The 13,070-nt window shown below is 60.4% G+C and carries 13 protein-coding genes; 6 read left to right on the top strand and 7 right to left on the bottom strand.

Features of this window, described 5'->3' with window-relative positions; genetic code table 11:
• Nucleotides 1-38 precede the first annotated feature (38 nt).
• Nucleotides 39-401: a diacylglycerol kinase gene (locus CIB54_RS07960; RefSeq protein ID WP_003189051.1), complete on the top strand. Its 363-nt coding sequence runs from the start codon at nt 39-41 to the stop codon at nt 399-401.
• Nucleotides 402-404: 3 nt separating this feature from the next.
• Here the strand turns inward: CIB54_RS07960 and CIB54_RS07955 are convergent, their stop codons facing one another.
• Nucleotides 405-1,331 carry a LysR family transcriptional regulator gene (locus CIB54_RS07955; RefSeq protein ID WP_010212678.1) on the bottom strand — a complete coding sequence of 309 codons (927 nt, stop codon included), beginning with the start codon at nt 1,329-1,331 and terminating at the stop codon, nt 405-407.
• Nucleotides 1,332-1,455: 124 nt separating this feature from the next.
• On the opposite strand from CIB54_RS07955, the gene fpr reads away from it, so the two are divergent.
• Nucleotides 1,456-2,235, top strand: a complete 780-nt coding sequence (fpr, locus tag CIB54_RS07950; RefSeq protein WP_003172178.1) for a ferredoxin-NADP reductase — start codon at nt 1,456-1,458, stop codon at nt 2,233-2,235.
• Between the two features lie 117 nt (nt 2,236-2,352).
• Here the strand turns inward: fpr and tsaA are convergent, their stop codons facing one another.
• The 5 genes from tsaA to rimO form a co-directional block, all read right to left on the bottom strand.
• Entirely contained in the window at nt 2,353-3,048 is a 696-nt protein-coding gene (gene tsaA / locus CIB54_RS07945) for a tRNA (N6-threonylcarbamoyladenosine(37)-N6)-methyltransferase TrmO (protein ID WP_101219393.1), read from the bottom strand.
• Between the two features lie 70 nt (nt 3,049-3,118).
• A complete protein-coding gene (locus tag CIB54_RS07940; RefSeq protein ID WP_005785469.1) occupies nt 3,119-3,580 on the bottom strand; it encodes a YehS family protein in 462 nt (153 codons plus the stop codon).
• Between the two features lie 69 nt (nt 3,581-3,649).
• A complete protein-coding gene (locus CIB54_RS07935; protein ID WP_065951858.1) occupies nt 3,650-4,360 on the bottom strand; it encodes an rRNA pseudouridine synthase in 711 nt (236 codons plus the stop codon).
• 67 nt (nt 4,361-4,427) lie between these two features.
• The gene (locus CIB54_RS07930; RefSeq protein WP_101219391.1) at nt 4,428-4,895 is read right to left on the bottom strand and encodes a GNAT family N-acetyltransferase; all 468 of its coding nucleotides are present in this window, start codon (nt 4,893-4,895) and stop codon (nt 4,428-4,430) included.
• Nucleotides 4,896-4,998: 103 nt separating this feature from the next.
• Nucleotides 4,999-6,339: a 30S ribosomal protein S12 methylthiotransferase RimO gene (gene rimO, locus CIB54_RS07925; protein WP_057439367.1), complete on the bottom strand. Its 1,341-nt coding sequence runs from the start codon at nt 6,337-6,339 to the stop codon at nt 4,999-5,001.
• A 287-nt stretch (nt 6,340-6,626) separates the two neighbouring features.
• On the opposite strand from rimO, the gene CIB54_RS07920 reads away from it, so the two are divergent.
• The 3 genes from CIB54_RS07920 to CIB54_RS07910 all read left to right on the top strand — a co-directional run bounded on the left by CIB54_RS07920 (nt 6,627) and on the right by CIB54_RS07910 (nt 10,284).
• Entirely contained in the window at nt 6,627-8,528 is a 1,902-nt protein-coding gene (locus tag CIB54_RS07920; protein ID WP_065951891.1) for a potassium transporter Kup, read from the top strand.
• Between the two features lie 180 nt (nt 8,529-8,708).
• Entirely contained in the window at nt 8,709-9,815 is a 1,107-nt protein-coding gene (locus CIB54_RS07915) for an NADH:flavin oxidoreductase/NADH oxidase (protein ID WP_101219389.1), read from the top strand.
• Between the two features lie 283 nt (nt 9,816-10,098).
• Complete coding sequence (locus tag CIB54_RS07910) at nt 10,099-10,284, top strand: hypothetical protein (RefSeq protein WP_101219387.1); 186 nt, start codon at nt 10,099-10,101, stop codon at nt 10,282-10,284.
• Between the two features lie 58 nt (nt 10,285-10,342).
• Here CIB54_RS07910 and CIB54_RS07905 read toward each other — a convergent pair whose 3' ends face one another.
• Nucleotides 10,343-11,968 carry a glucan biosynthesis protein D gene (locus CIB54_RS07905; protein WP_065951894.1) on the bottom strand — a complete coding sequence of 542 codons (1,626 nt, stop codon included), beginning with the start codon at nt 11,966-11,968 and terminating at the stop codon, nt 10,343-10,345.
• Between the two features lie 303 nt (nt 11,969-12,271).
• Between CIB54_RS07905 and CIB54_RS07900 the strand changes: the two genes are divergently transcribed.
• Nucleotides 12,272-12,982: a tellurite resistance TerB family protein gene (locus tag CIB54_RS07900; protein ID WP_101219385.1), complete on the top strand. Its 711-nt coding sequence runs from the start codon at nt 12,272-12,274 to the stop codon at nt 12,980-12,982.
• Nucleotides 12,983-13,070 lie beyond the last annotated feature (88 nt).

The following is a 13,070-nucleotide window of genomic DNA, read 5'->3' as shown; positions in this document are numbered from 1 at the left end:
TAGTTTCCCCACTCCTTTTGGTTCAGTTGCCTACATCTATGTCGCCTTTCAAGGGTCAAACCGGTATCAAACGTATCTTCAACGCAGGGGGCTATTCCCTGGATGGCCTGCGCGCGGCTTTCACCGGCGAGGCGGCGTTCCGTCAGTTGGTGCTGCTGAACGTCATCCTGATTCCGTTGAGTTTTTTCCTGCAGGTCAGCCGCGTCGAACGCGCATTGCTGATTGCCGTGTGCCTGCTGGCCCTGATCGTAGAATTGCTCAATTCAGCCGTGGAGGCGGCCATCGACCGTATTTCCCTGGACCGCCACCCCTTGTCGAAAAACGCCAAGGACATGGGCAGCGCCGCGCAATTCGTGGCCTTGACCATGATCACGCTGGTGTGGGCGGTAATTCTGATCTAACGGTCAGGCGATGCTCGGCAGCACGATCTCGTCACTGCGCTGAACCCCGGCGGTAAACGCGCGGCACAGCTCCAGGAACTCGCGCATCGCCGAGGTCTGGTACTTCTGTTTATGCCAGATGAAGTAGAACTGCCGGGCCAGGTCCAGGTCCGGGGTCTCTACCGGCACCAGGCTGCCACGACGAAACGCATCGCGCAGTGCCAGTCGCGAAATGCAACCAATCCCCAGACCTGATTCCACAGCCCGTTTGATCGCCTCGGTGTGTTCCAGCTCCAGGCGGATATTCAATGCGCTGCGGTGATGGCGCATGGCCTGATCAAACGTCAGGCGCGTGCCCGAGCCTTGTTCGCGCAGGATCCACGCTTCATGGGTCAGCTCATCCATGCTTGCCACGCCACGTTTGGCCAAATGATGCTGGGGCGCGCAAAACACCACCAGCTCATCCTCCACCCAGGTTTGCACCTCGATGTCCGGGTGGCTGCAGTCGCCTTCGATTAGACCCAGGTCAATTTCGTAATGCGCCACCTGATGCACGATATGGGCAGTGTTTTGCACATGCAGTTTCACCTGGCTCTCTGGATGCTGCTGCATGAAGCTGCCGATCAACAGGGTCGCCAGGTAATTGCCGATCGTCAGGGTGGCGCCCACGGCCAGTGAGCCGAAGCCGGACTTGCCATTGAGCAGGTCCTCGATCTCCTTGGCCTGGTCCAGCAGCGCCACCGCCTGCGGCAACAGTTGATGACCGAGGGCGTTGAGGCTCAGGCGTTTACCGGCGCGGTCGAATAATTGGCAGCTGGATTGGCGCTCCAGCTCGGTGATCGATGTGCTGGCGGCGGATTGAGATAAGGCCAGCAGGCCAGCAGCGCGGGAGACGCTTTCCTGCTGGGCGACGGCGACGAAGACTTGCAGTTGACGGAGAGTAAATCGCATATCGATATAACCGATAACCCTTATCTTAATAATCCAGTTAACAGATATTGTCGCCGCCATTAGAATGCTGTGCAATTGCGCACTTCACATTTGGCGCAGACCCATTTCCAGGAGTTCCCCGTACATGAGCAACATGAACCACGAACGTGTCCTCAGTGTTCATCACTGGAACGACACTCTGTTCAGCTTCAAGTGCACCCGTGATCCGGGTCTGCGCTTCGAGAACGGTCAGTTCGTGATGATCGGCCTGCAACAGCCCAACGGCCGCCCGCTCATGCGCGCTTACTCCATTGCCAGCCCGAACTGGGAAGAGCATCTGGAGTTCTTCAGCATCAAGGTGCCGGATGGCCCGCTGACGTCCCAGTTGCAGCACTTGAAGGAAGGCGACGAGATCATCATCAGCAAAAAACCGACAGGCACCCTGGTGCTTGACGATTTGAAGCCGGGCAAGCACCTGTACCTGCTCAGCACCGGTACGGGGCTCGCGCCATTCATGAGCGTGATCCAGGACCCGGAGACCTACGAGCGCTTTGAAAAAGTCATCCTGTGCCACGGCGTGCGTTACGTCAACGAAGTCGCTTACCGCGAATTCATCACCGAGCACCTGCCGCAGAACGAATTCTTCGGTGAGGCCTTGCGTGAAAAGTTGATCTACTACCCGACCGTGACCCGCGAGCCGTTCGAAAACGAAGGTCGCCTGACCGACCTGATGCGCAGCGGCAAGCTGTTCAGCGACATCGGCCTGCCACCGATCAACCCCGAGGACGACCGCGCCATGCTGTGCGGCAGCCCAAGCATGTTGGACGAGACCAGCGAAGTGTTGAACAGCTTCGGCCTGAAGGTTTCGCCACGTATGCGTGAGCCAGGTGACTACCTGATTGAGCGTGCGTTCGTCGAAAAATAAACGCGATCAAAAAAATGTGGGAGGGGGCTTGCCCCCGATTGCGGTGGATCAGTCACAGATGAGTTGACTGACACACTGCTATCGGGGGCAAGCCCCCTCCCACATTTGGGTTCCGGTTTATCCAGCAGGCACCACTTCCAATACGCAAATCATCCCTGCCTCGGGATAGTGCCAACGTACATCCACATCCCAGAACTGCACGCCGTATTCGCGCTCCGGCCCAGGCGTCTGGTACGCCGGCCGTGGATCTTGCGCCAGGCACTGGTCAATCAACTCCACCAACGGCTCACCCAGCCGCTGGGCATGGCCCTGCGCCTGTTGCAGCGCGGTCTTGAGCCACTGCACGCCAATCAGGGGCGGCGCGCCACTGGCGATGCTGTTGGTGGCCGTGTCGATGATATCGGCGTACGGCACATACGGCTTGATATCCAGCACCGGCGTGCCATCGAGCAGGTCAATCCCGGAAATCCACAACCGCCCCGGTTCCACCTTGTCCAGTTTCACCACTGACTGACCAATGCCGTTAGGCCGATGGGTGGCGCGGGTTGCAAACACGCCCATGGACGTATTGCCACCCAGGCGCGGCGGTCGCACTTTCAGGCGTGGCTTGTCCTCCAGGGCCTGATGAAACAGAAACAGCAACCACACATGGCTGACCTGCTCCAGTCCCTGCACCGCCTCGCCGCCGTCGAACGGCGCCACCAGTTCCAGCACACCGCGGGCGGCCGGCGCCAGTTGCGGCTGGCGCGGGATGGCGAACTTCTCCTTGAAGCAGGAGCGTACGAAGCCGACGGGCGAGACCTGATAGGCCATTGCTGGAGCCTCAAGTGGCAAGCCGCAAGCCACAAGCTCTTATCTTGCGGCTTGAAGCTTATGGCTGTTGTTAGGCTCTGACGCGCAGCGTCAGACCCTTGAGGAAATTGCGCAACAACTGATCGCCACAGGTGCGGTAGTTGGTGTGACCGAACTTGCGGAACAGCGCGCTCAGCTCGGGCTTGGACACCGGGAACTCGGCGGCCTTGAGGATGGCGTGCATGTCGTCTTCCTTCAGTTCGAAGGCCACGCGCAGTTTTTTCAGGATAATGTTGTTGGTCACCGGGGTTTCGATCGGCTGCGGCGGACGGCTTTCATCCTTGCCGCGCTTGAAAATCACCAAGCCGTCGAGGAAATGCGCCATCACCTCATCCGGGCAGAACACAAAGCCTTCTTCCTCATCTTTCTTGAGGTAGGTGAGCAGGTCTTCCTTGGTCACGTCCATGCCGCCGAGCTTGATGATCTCGACCATCTTGTTATCGCTGATGTCGAGCATGTAGCGCACGCTGCGCAGTACGTCGTTGTGAATCATGGTGGGCAATCCTGGTTTTCAGCGGGTAGACACCGCCCAATCAGGCGGAGTCGGGAAAAGGGTAACGGCCTAAAACTTCTCTTTGCCGGACAGGTAACGCCATTGGCCCACCGGCACCTTGCCAATGGACACGCCGCCAATGCGGATGCGGCGGATGGCGACGACTTTCAGGCCAACGGCTTCGCAGAACAGCGCAATAACGCCTGGCTGCGGGTTTTTCAGCGCAAAGCGCAGGCGGTTTTCGTTCTGCCAGCTGGCTTTCACGGCCGGCAGCTCCTTGCCTTTGTAGGTCAGGCCGTGGTTCAGGCGGTTGAGGCCATGGGCGACCATGTCGCCTTCGACTTCCACCACGTATTCCTGCTCGATCTTGGCCGCATCGGCGGTCAACTTGCGCAGGATCTTCCAGTCCTGGGTGAACACCAGCAGGCCGCTGGCCTTGGCTTGCAGGTCGGCGCTGGCGGTCAGGCGCAGGAAGTGGCCTTTTAGCGGGCGCTTGCTGAAGCGGTGTTCTTCCGACAAGGTTTCGGCGCTGATCGACGCCATGGCCGTCTCGGCATCCATGCCCGCCGGGGCGTGCAACAGGATGGTCACCGGCTCTGGCACGGTGGCCTTGGCTTCGGGGTCCAGCTCGACCTTCTGGGTGGTGACCTTGAACTGCGGTTCGTCGATCACTTCACCGTCCACCGAGACCCAGCCGCCTTCGATAAACAGCTCAGCCTCCCGACGGGAGCAACCGACCAGTTCGATAAGGCGTTTGGAGAGGCGTATGGGGTCAGTCATGACATGGGCCGTAACAAAAGGGGGCGGCTATTGTACCTGCCTGGCGCCGGTTAATCCCGGTCCCATTTCAGCCACTGCGTATTTGCTGCTGGCGCAGGCGCATATGCAGTAACGGATAGGGCTGGCCCAGGCCATCGTGCTCTGTGCGTCCGATCACCTCAAAGCCTTGCTTGAGGTAAAAACCCAGCGCCTGCGGATTCTGCTCATTCACATCCAGCTCATCGGCATTCATGCAATCGATGGCATAGCGCAGCAACTGCCGGCCCAGGCCCTGGCCACGGTGCAGGGGGTCGATAAACAGCATTTCCACCTTACCTGCCGCTACGCCGGCAAACCCGGTAATGCGCTGGGTCGAATCCTTGGTACACACGAGCATTACTGCATCCAGATAGCGAGTCAGCACCAGCTCTCTAAGCAACACGATGTAACTCTCCGGCAAAAAGTCATGAGTGGCGCGCACCGAGGCCTCCCAGATTCTCGCCAGCTCGGGGTAATCGCTATTGTTGGGGGTGTGGATAACCGAATGCTCACGCATGCCCGCTGTCTCTTGTCGAAATAGGTGTTGATGGGCAAAACGATAGACCTAAAAAAGCCCCGCATCTTGTCCGGAAGCAGGGCTTTTTCAATTCTTTACAGCTTTAGTCGCGCTTTTGCGCCCACAGGTCGTACTCGTCGGCATCGGTCACGGTGCACCAGACCTTGTCACCCGGCTTCAAACCGCTGGCATCGTCGATAAACACGTTACCGTCGATTTCCGGCGCATCGAAGAAGCAGCGGCCGACCGCGCCTTGCTCGTCGACTTCGTCGATCAGCACTTCGATTTCCTTGCCGATGCGCAGTTGCAGGCGCGCCGAGCTGATAGCCTGCTGGTGCGCCATGAAACGCTCCCAACGGTCCTGCTTGACGTCGTCCGGCACCACGGCCAGGTCCAGCAGGTTGGCCGGAGCGCCTTCGACCGGCGAGTACTGGAAGCAGCCGACGCGATCCAGCTGGGCTTCGGTCAGCCAGTCCAGCAGGTACTGGAAGTCTTCTTCGGTTTCGCCGGGGAAGCCCACAATGAAGGTCGAACGAATAATCAGATCGGGGCAGATTTCGCGCCAGTTCTTGATGCGCGCCAGGGTCTTGTCTTCGAAGGCCGGGCGTTTCATGGCCTTGAGCACTTTGGGGCTGGCGTGCTGGAACGGGATGTCCAGGTACGGCAGGATCTTGCCGGCGGCCATCAATGGAATCAGCTCGTCCACGTGCGGATACGGGTAAACGTAGTGCAGGCGCACCCACACGCCCAGGCTGCTGAGCGCTTCGCAGAGTTCGGTCATGCGGGTTTTCACCGGCGCGCCGTTCCAGAAGCCGGTGCGGTATTTCACGTCGACGCCGTAGGCGCTGGTGTCCTGGGAGATCACCAGCAGCTCTTTCACGCCGGATTTGACCAGGCGCTGGGCCTCGTCCAGCACATCGCCCACCGGGCGGCTGACCAGCTTGCCGCGCATCGACGGGATGATGCAGAAGCTGCAGCTGTGATTGCAGCCTTCGGAAATCTTCAGGTAAGCGTAGTGACGCGGCGTCAGCTTGATGCCTTGCGGCGGCACCAGGTCGATCAGCGGGTTGTGGTCCTGGCGCGGTGGCACCACGTCGTGCACGGCGTTGACCACCTGCTCGTACTGCTGCGGGCCGGTCACGGCGAGCACGCTTGGGTGGACGTTGCGGATATTGCCTTCTTCCACGCCCATGCAGCCGGTCACGATGACCTTGCCGTTTTCCTTGATGGCTTCGCCGATCACTTCCAGGGACTCTGCCTTGGCCGAGTCGATGAAACCACAGGTGTTGACCACCACCACGTCCGCGTCCTGATAAGTGGACACGACGTCATAACCTTCCATGCGCAGTTGCGTGAGAATGCGCTCGGAGTCGACCAGAGCCTTCGGGCAACCCAGGGAAACAAAGCCAACCTTGGGGTTGGCTTTTGCGATGGTGGTGGACATGTCTAACCTCGGTATCGAATGACGCCGCCACCGTGAAGGGCAGGCAGCGGACGGGCGCTTGGTGCGCCTCTGATCAAAAAGTGCGCAATTCTAGCGGCGGGCAGCGCACTTGACCAGCTTTATGCAGGGAAATGCGACGAGCGCTGCGCTATGCTTCGCGCCGTTGCGCGTAGGTAAAATCCTAAGGTCAACAAAACGTCTGTTACGAGAAGTAAAACGGCGCATGCTACGGTCAGTTTGAGCACGTTGTTTATAAGCGACCTCAGGTCAAAGGGCAGGAGTGGTTGATGGGTCAGGCAAGTAGTCAGGCAGCGAGTGCCGAGCATTCGAACGCCAAGCCGATTGGCATGCTGGTAGCAGCGGTCGGGGTGGTGTATGGCGATATCGGGACCAGCCCGCTCTACACCCTTAAAGAGGTGTTCAATGGCGGTTACGGGGTGCAGGTCAACCATGACGGGGTATTGGGGATCCTGGCGCTGATCTTCTGGTCGCTGATCTGGGTTGTGTCGATCAAATACATGCTGTTCGTGCTGCGCGCCGACAACCAGGGCGAAGGCGGCATCATGGCGCTCACCGCCCTGGCACGCCGTGCGGCAGGGGAGCGCAGGAAATTGCGCAGTTTCCTGGTGGTGTGCGGCTTGTGCGGCGCGGCGCTGTTCTACGGCGACAGCATGATCACCCCGGCGATTTCGGTGTTGTCGGCCGTGGAGGGCCTTGAGCTGGCGTTCGACGGCCTGGAAAGGTGGGTAGTGCCCATCGCGCTGGTGGTCCTGGTGGCGCTGTTCCTGATCCAGAAACACGGCACTGATCGCATCGGCAAGCTGTTCGGGCCGGTGATGGTGACCTGGTTCCTGGTGCTGGGCGGCCTTGGCGTGTATGGCATCACCTTGCACCCTGAAGTGCTCAGCGCCATGAACCCGATGTGGGCCGTGCGCTTCTTCGAGGCTCACCCCGGCATCGGCGTGGCCATCCTCGGCGCGGTGGTGCTGGCGCTGACCGGCGCCGAAGCGTTGTATGCCGACATGGGCCACTTCGGTCGAAAACCCATCGCCCGTGCCTGGTTCATCCTGGTGTTGCCGGCGCTGGTGCTCAACTATTTCGGCCAGGGCGCCATGTTGCTGGGCGACCCGGAAGCGGCCCGCAACCCGTTCTACCTGCTGGCGCCGAGCTGGGCGCTGATTCCGCTGGTGGTGCTGTCGACCCTGGCCACCGTGATTGCCTCCCAGGCGGTGATTTCCGGTGCGTTTTCCCTGACGCGCCAGGCCATCCAGCTGGGTTATATCCCGCGCATGCACATTCAACATACCTCCAGCGCCGAACAGGGCCAGATCTATATTGGCGCGGTGAACTGGTCGCTGATGGTGGGCGTGATCCTGCTGGTGCTGGGCTTCGAATCCTCCGGTGCGCTGGCGTCCGCCTATGGCGTGGCGGTGACCGGCACCATGCTGATGACCACGATCCTGGTGTCTGCGGTGATGCTGCTGTTGTGGAAATGGCCACCGGTACTGGCCGTGCCGGTGTTGCTCTGCTGTCTGTTGGTGGACGGGCTGTACTTTGCCGCCAACGTGCCGAAGATCATCCAGGGCGGCGCCTTCCCGGTGTTGGCGGGGATTGTGCTGTTCGTGCTGATGACCACCTGGAAGCGCGGCAAGCAATTGCTCGTCGAGCGCCTCGACGAGGGCGGCCTGCCGCTGCCGATATTTATCGGCAGTATCCGTGTGCAGCCGCCTCATCGCGTGCAGGGCACGGCTGTATTTCTCACGGCGCGCCCCGACGCCGTACCCCATGCGCTGCTGCACAACCTGCTGCATAACCAGGTGCTGCACGAGCAGGTGGTGCTGCTGACCGTGGTCTACGAAGACATCCCGCGTGTGCCTGCGGCGAGGCGTTTCGAAGTGGACGCCTATGGCGAAGGGTTCTTCCGGGTGATCCTGCACTTTGGTTTTACCGATGAGCCGGACGTGCCTGAGGCGCTGAAACTGTGCCATCTGGACGAACTGGATTTCAGCCCGATGCGCACCACCTACTTCCTCAGCCGTGAAACCGTGATCGCCTCGCGTATCAAAGGCATGGCGCGCTGGCGCGAAGCGTTGTTCGCGTTCATGTTGAAGAATGCCAACGGCAACCTGCGCTTCTTCAAACTCCCGGTCAACCGGGTGATCGAGCTGGGCACCCAGGTCGAAATGTAAGGCGCTGCAGCACGGGGGCCGGCAATCGGCTCCCGGTTTACTTCTGAACGGTTTACTTCTGAACCGTTTAACTCTGAACCGTTTCCTCTGAACCCTGTGCGATCGGTCGTTGTCGACTAGGCTCTAAGCACCATGAAAGAGAGCCTTGGAGCTTGCCCACAGAACCCGAAGAGGTGCGCCATGAGTCAGCTGCTCGAACCCTATACCCTGCGTCAACTCACCTTGCCGAACCGCATCGCGGTATCACCGATGTGCCAATACTCAAGCGATGATGGCCTGGCCAACGACTGGCACCTGGTGCATCTGGGCAGCCGTGCTGTGGGTGGCGCCGGGCTGATTTTTACCGAAGCCACCGCCGTGACCGCCGATGGTCGCATCACTGCCCAGGACCTGGGCTTGTGGAAAGACGAACAGATTGAACCGTTGCAACGCATTACACGCTTTATTGCGGCGCAAGGCGCGGTGGCCGGTATCCAGTTGGCGCACGCCGGACGCAAGGCCAGCACTTATCGGCCGTGGATCGGCAAGCATGGCAGCGTCAAGCCGGAAGACGGCGGTTGGGTGCCGGTAGGCCCGTCGCCTATCGCATTCGACCCTCAGCACACGCAACCCAAACCGCTGGATGAAGCGCAGATCCGCCAAGTGATCGCAGACTTTGTCGTCGCCGCCAAGCGCGCCCTGGCCGCCGGTTTCGAAGTGGTGGAGATCCATGCCGCCCACGGTTACCTGTTGCATCAGTTCTTGTCGCCCATCAGTAACCAGCGCCAGGACCTGTACGGCGGTTCCTTCGAAAACCGCATCCGCCTGGTCCTGGAGGTGACCCGCGCGGTGCGCGAAGTCTGGCCCCAGAACCTGCCGCTGTTTGTGCGCGTGTCCGCCACCGACTGGGTGGAGGACGGTTGGAACCCCGATGAAACCGTGGAACTGGCGCGCCGCCTGAAAGACCTCGGCGTAGACTTGATCGACGTGTCCTCCGGCGGCACCGCCGCCAACGCCGAAATCCCCACCGGCCCCGGTTACCAGACGCGCTTTGCCGAGCGGGTGCGCAAGGAGTCGGGCATCGCCACCGGCACGGTCGGCATGATCACCGAGCCGGCCCAGGCCGAACACATCCTGCGCACCTGCCAGGCCGACATCATCTTCCTGGCCCGCGAGCTGTTGCGTGACCCGTACTGGCCGCTGCATGCCGACGATGATCTGGGCGGGCGCAAGGCGATCTGGCCGGCGCAATATCAACGGGCAACGCACCGCGACCAGCCGATTCATGAATCGGATCTGCGCGATTGATCCTTGGCGTATGCCCACACAACCCACCCTGACCCGGTGGGTTTTTTTTGCTCGTGGTTATGACGCAGATCGATCTGATGGGTCGGTGAGGGTGTGAGAAATGGTTGTAGGTATTTGTTACCGAGGCAATTATTTAAGTGAATACTCTAAAAAAATCCCACACGTAACCAGATTGTTTCTACGCTTACGGTAAGCCTGATTTTCGGCCCAGGAAATCAGTCCGCTTCACGGCACGCGGAAATGGGCAGCAGGAGTATTGGATCGATATCAGGAGAAGCAGTCCATGGCCAAGTCCTATGGTGTAGCGGGTGTGATGGCGTCTTTTCTGACCCGCAGATTGTTCTTGCGTGGCCGCAGGTTGAGTTCGGATGAAATCGAATTGCTGGCGCATTATCGCGCCCTGACCGAGAGCGATCAGGTTGCGATGCGGTATTTGATTGGGGCGATGAAAACCGTGTCGAGGTTTTGAATGACTGCTGGGCAACGTGTGGGAGCACAGTGCTCCCACAGCAGGGGTCGCCGTGTTGTCAGGTGTATTTACGCTTGCCCGGCTCGGGCGGGAAGTACTGATACAGCCAAGTCTCACTCAAGGTACGGTCCTGGGTGCGGATAAACAGACGCAGTTCGACCGGCTCCACGCTGTCACTGGTTGGGTACCAGTCGAACAGAATGCGATAGCCCTTGATGTTGTCGAGCACCAGCACGCTGAAGTCTTTCACCTCGCCGTGAGAGCAAGTGACCACCGGTTCGATGCCCGTGCCGGCTGGCAAACGGTCCAGGCCGCCGCCCTTGAAGTCCACTGCAAAGCGGCGTGCCCACACCTCAGGGTAATGCTCGCCAGGGGCCCATCCTTCGGTAAATCCGCCCATGCCCGAGCGCGTGGCGTCGACCTGGGCCAGCGGTGTGCTCACCGGCGGCAGGGCGCTCCAGTAGAGCTTGTAGCCGTAGTTGAGCGAATCACCGGCCGCCACCGGCTTTTTCGGGGTCCAGAAAGCGACGATATTATCCAGGGTTTCGCCGGTGGTGGGGATCTCCAGCAGGTCGATGGAGCCTTCACCCCAGGCGGTGGTGGGCTCTACCCACAGGCTGGGGCGCTTGCTGTACCAGTCCACGGTGTCCTGATAGCTGGCGAACTCGTGGTCGGTCTGCACCAGGCCGAAGCCTTTGGGGTTGGTGTCGGCGAAGGCGTTGAACTGCAGCTTGGCCGGGTTGTTCAGCGGACGGCAGATCCACTCGCCGTTGCCGCGCCACATGGCCAGGCGATCCGAGTCGTGGATTTGCGGGTGGATGGTGTCGCACATCCGGCGTTCGTGGGTACCGCAACTGAACATGCTGGTCATGGGCGCAATGCCCAATTGTTCGATGGCGGTGCGCGCGTTGATATGGGCATCGATCGCCATCACCACTTGATTGGCCTGGCAGTCGATATCGAAGCGATAGGCGCCGGTGGCGCTGGGGGAATCGAGCAGGGCGTAGACCACGAAACGGGTGGCGTCCTTGTCCGGGGTTTCGAACCAGAACTGGGTGAAATCCGGGAACTCCTCGCGTTTTTTCGCGTAGGTGTCAATCGCCAGGCCGCGCGCCGACAGGCCGTACTGGCCGGTGGAGTCCACGGCACGGAAGTAGCTGGCACCCAGAAACGACAGCACATCATGGCGGTCAAGCTCCGGCGCCTTGAACAGTTTGAACCCGGAGAAGCCCAGGTCGCCGGTCAGCTGTTTGGTGTCAACCGTGGTTTTTTCATAGTTGAACAGCGAAGGACGGAAATGCACTTCGCGGGCCTCGCGGGTCTTGGGATCGACACTGTGCATGCGCACCGGCGTCTTGAAGCCCATGCCGACGTGGAAAAACTGCACGTCCAATTGCCCCTTCAGTTCCTTCCACAGCGAATGGTTGCCGTCGTAGCCAATGGCGTTGAAGTTCTGCGGGGTCATGGTTGCCAGCGTGGGTGGCAGCACCTGCCGGGTATCTTTGTAGGCGACGCCGGCGAGCTGCTTGGCCTGGGCCTTGAGCGTGTCGAAATCGAATGCCACGGCCTTGCCATCGGCGGCACGGTTTCCGGCCCAGGCCTGCGCGGCCAGCAGGCCACTGGCCGACAACCCGGTGTAAGCCGCAATGGCCATGGACGCTTTGAGCAAATTCCTGCGGTGCATAGAGACAACCTGTCGTGAGCGAATCCCGCGCCGTTCCTGGCACGTAACGGATCAGAAATAACGGTTCGGACATGCCTTCGGCCAAACGCAACGGACAATAAACAGACGCCGGATAGCTTAAGCGGTTCGATGGTGAAGGAAAAATCATTGATGGCAGCATGATGGCGCCGCTGTGCAACAAGACATTTCCGACGCCAGGGCAGGGCGTTACATCTGGAAGCACTCTAGATACAGCGTTTTTGGCACTTAGTTTTACGCTGGGGGCCTATTGCTCCTACGAACCCAAGTGTCTGGAGGCTACGAATGAATACCCGTGGATTGCTCGATCAGTTGCTCAAGTCTGGCCAGGATATGTTGCAGAACAAGGCTGGCGGTCAGCGTCAATCAGCTGACAAAGGCGCCCTCGGCGGGCTGCTTGGCAGTGGCGGGCTCGGCAGTTTGCTCGGTGGCGCAGGCGGTGGCGCATTGGCGGCCGGCGCCATGGGCTTGCTGCTGGGCAATAAAAAGGCGCGCAAATTCGGCGGCAAGGCCCTGACCTACGGCGGCCTCGCCGCCTTGGGGGTCATTGCGTACAAAGCCTACGGCAACTGGCAGGCACAGCAGGCCAGCGCACCCCAGGGCGAGCCGCAAACCATTGATCGGCTGCCGCCGGCCCAGGTCGAGCAACACAGTCAGGGCATTCTCAAAGCGTTGGTCGCTGCCGCCAAGGCTGACGGGCATGTGGATGAGCGTGAGCGGGCGTTGATCGAAGGCGAGTTCACCAAGCTCGACAACGACCGCGAACTGCAAGCCTGGCTGCATGCCGAGTTGAACAAGCCCCTTGACCCGGCCGACGTCGCCCGCGCCGCCGGCACCCCGGAAATGGCCGCCGAGATGTACATCGCCAGTGTGATGCTGGTGGACGAGGAAAACTTCATGGAGAAGGCCTACCTGGACGAACTGGCGCGCCAGCTGAAGCTGGAGCCGGGCCTGAAGGCGGAGCTGGAGAAACAGGTGCGCCTTAACGTCGAATAAAACCGCCTACCTGTCCACATGTGGGGGCGGGCCTGCTCCCACATTCAAACCGGGCTTGGTTCAAAGCGCCAGGGCGCCTGCCCCAAGG

The organism is Pseudomonas fluorescens, from assembly GCF_002837185.1.
In the GTDB taxonomy this organism is placed as follows: domain Bacteria; phylum Pseudomonadota; class Gammaproteobacteria; order Pseudomonadales; family Pseudomonadaceae; genus Aquipseudomonas; species Aquipseudomonas fluorescens_AM.
Note: the sequence above shows the minus strand (reverse complement) of the source record. Positions and strands in the feature narration are given on the sequence as shown.

Coding starts and splice junctions, on each gene's coding strand:
- CIB54_RS07960 (WP_003189051.1), top strand. CDS start 39: ATGTCGCCTTTCAAGGGTCAAACCGGTATCAAACGTATCTTCAACGCA.
- CIB54_RS07955 (WP_010212678.1), bottom strand. CDS start 1,331: ATGCGATTTACTCTCCGTCAACTGCAAGTCTTCGTCGCCGTCGCCCAG.
- fpr (WP_003172178.1), top strand. CDS start 1,456: ATGAGCAACATGAACCACGAACGTGTCCTCAGTGTTCATCACTGGAAC.
- tsaA (WP_101219393.1), bottom strand. CDS start 3,048: ATGGCCTATCAGGTCTCGCCCGTCGGCTTCGTACGCTCCTGCTTCAAG.
- CIB54_RS07940 (WP_005785469.1), bottom strand. CDS start 3,580: ATGATTCACAACGACGTACTGCGCAGCGTGCGCTACATGCTCGACATC.
- CIB54_RS07935 (WP_065951858.1), bottom strand. CDS start 4,360: ATGACTGACCCCATACGCCTCTCCAAACGCCTTATCGAACTGGTCGGT.
- CIB54_RS07930 (WP_101219391.1), bottom strand. CDS start 4,895: ATGCGTGAGCATTCGGTTATCCACACCCCCAACAATAGCGATTACCCC.
- rimO (WP_057439367.1), bottom strand. CDS start 6,339: ATGTCCACCACCATCGCAAAAGCCAACCCCAAGGTTGGCTTTGTTTCC.
- CIB54_RS07920 (WP_065951891.1), top strand. CDS start 6,627: ATGGGTCAGGCAAGTAGTCAGGCAGCGAGTGCCGAGCATTCGAACGCC.
- CIB54_RS07915 (WP_101219389.1), top strand. CDS start 8,709: ATGAGTCAGCTGCTCGAACCCTATACCCTGCGTCAACTCACCTTGCCG.
- CIB54_RS07910 (WP_101219387.1), top strand. CDS start 10,099: ATGGCCAAGTCCTATGGTGTAGCGGGTGTGATGGCGTCTTTTCTGACC.
- CIB54_RS07905 (WP_065951894.1), bottom strand. CDS start 11,968: ATGCACCGCAGGAATTTGCTCAAAGCGTCCATGGCCATTGCGGCTTAC.
- CIB54_RS07900 (WP_101219385.1), top strand. CDS start 12,272: ATGAATACCCGTGGATTGCTCGATCAGTTGCTCAAGTCTGGCCAGGAT.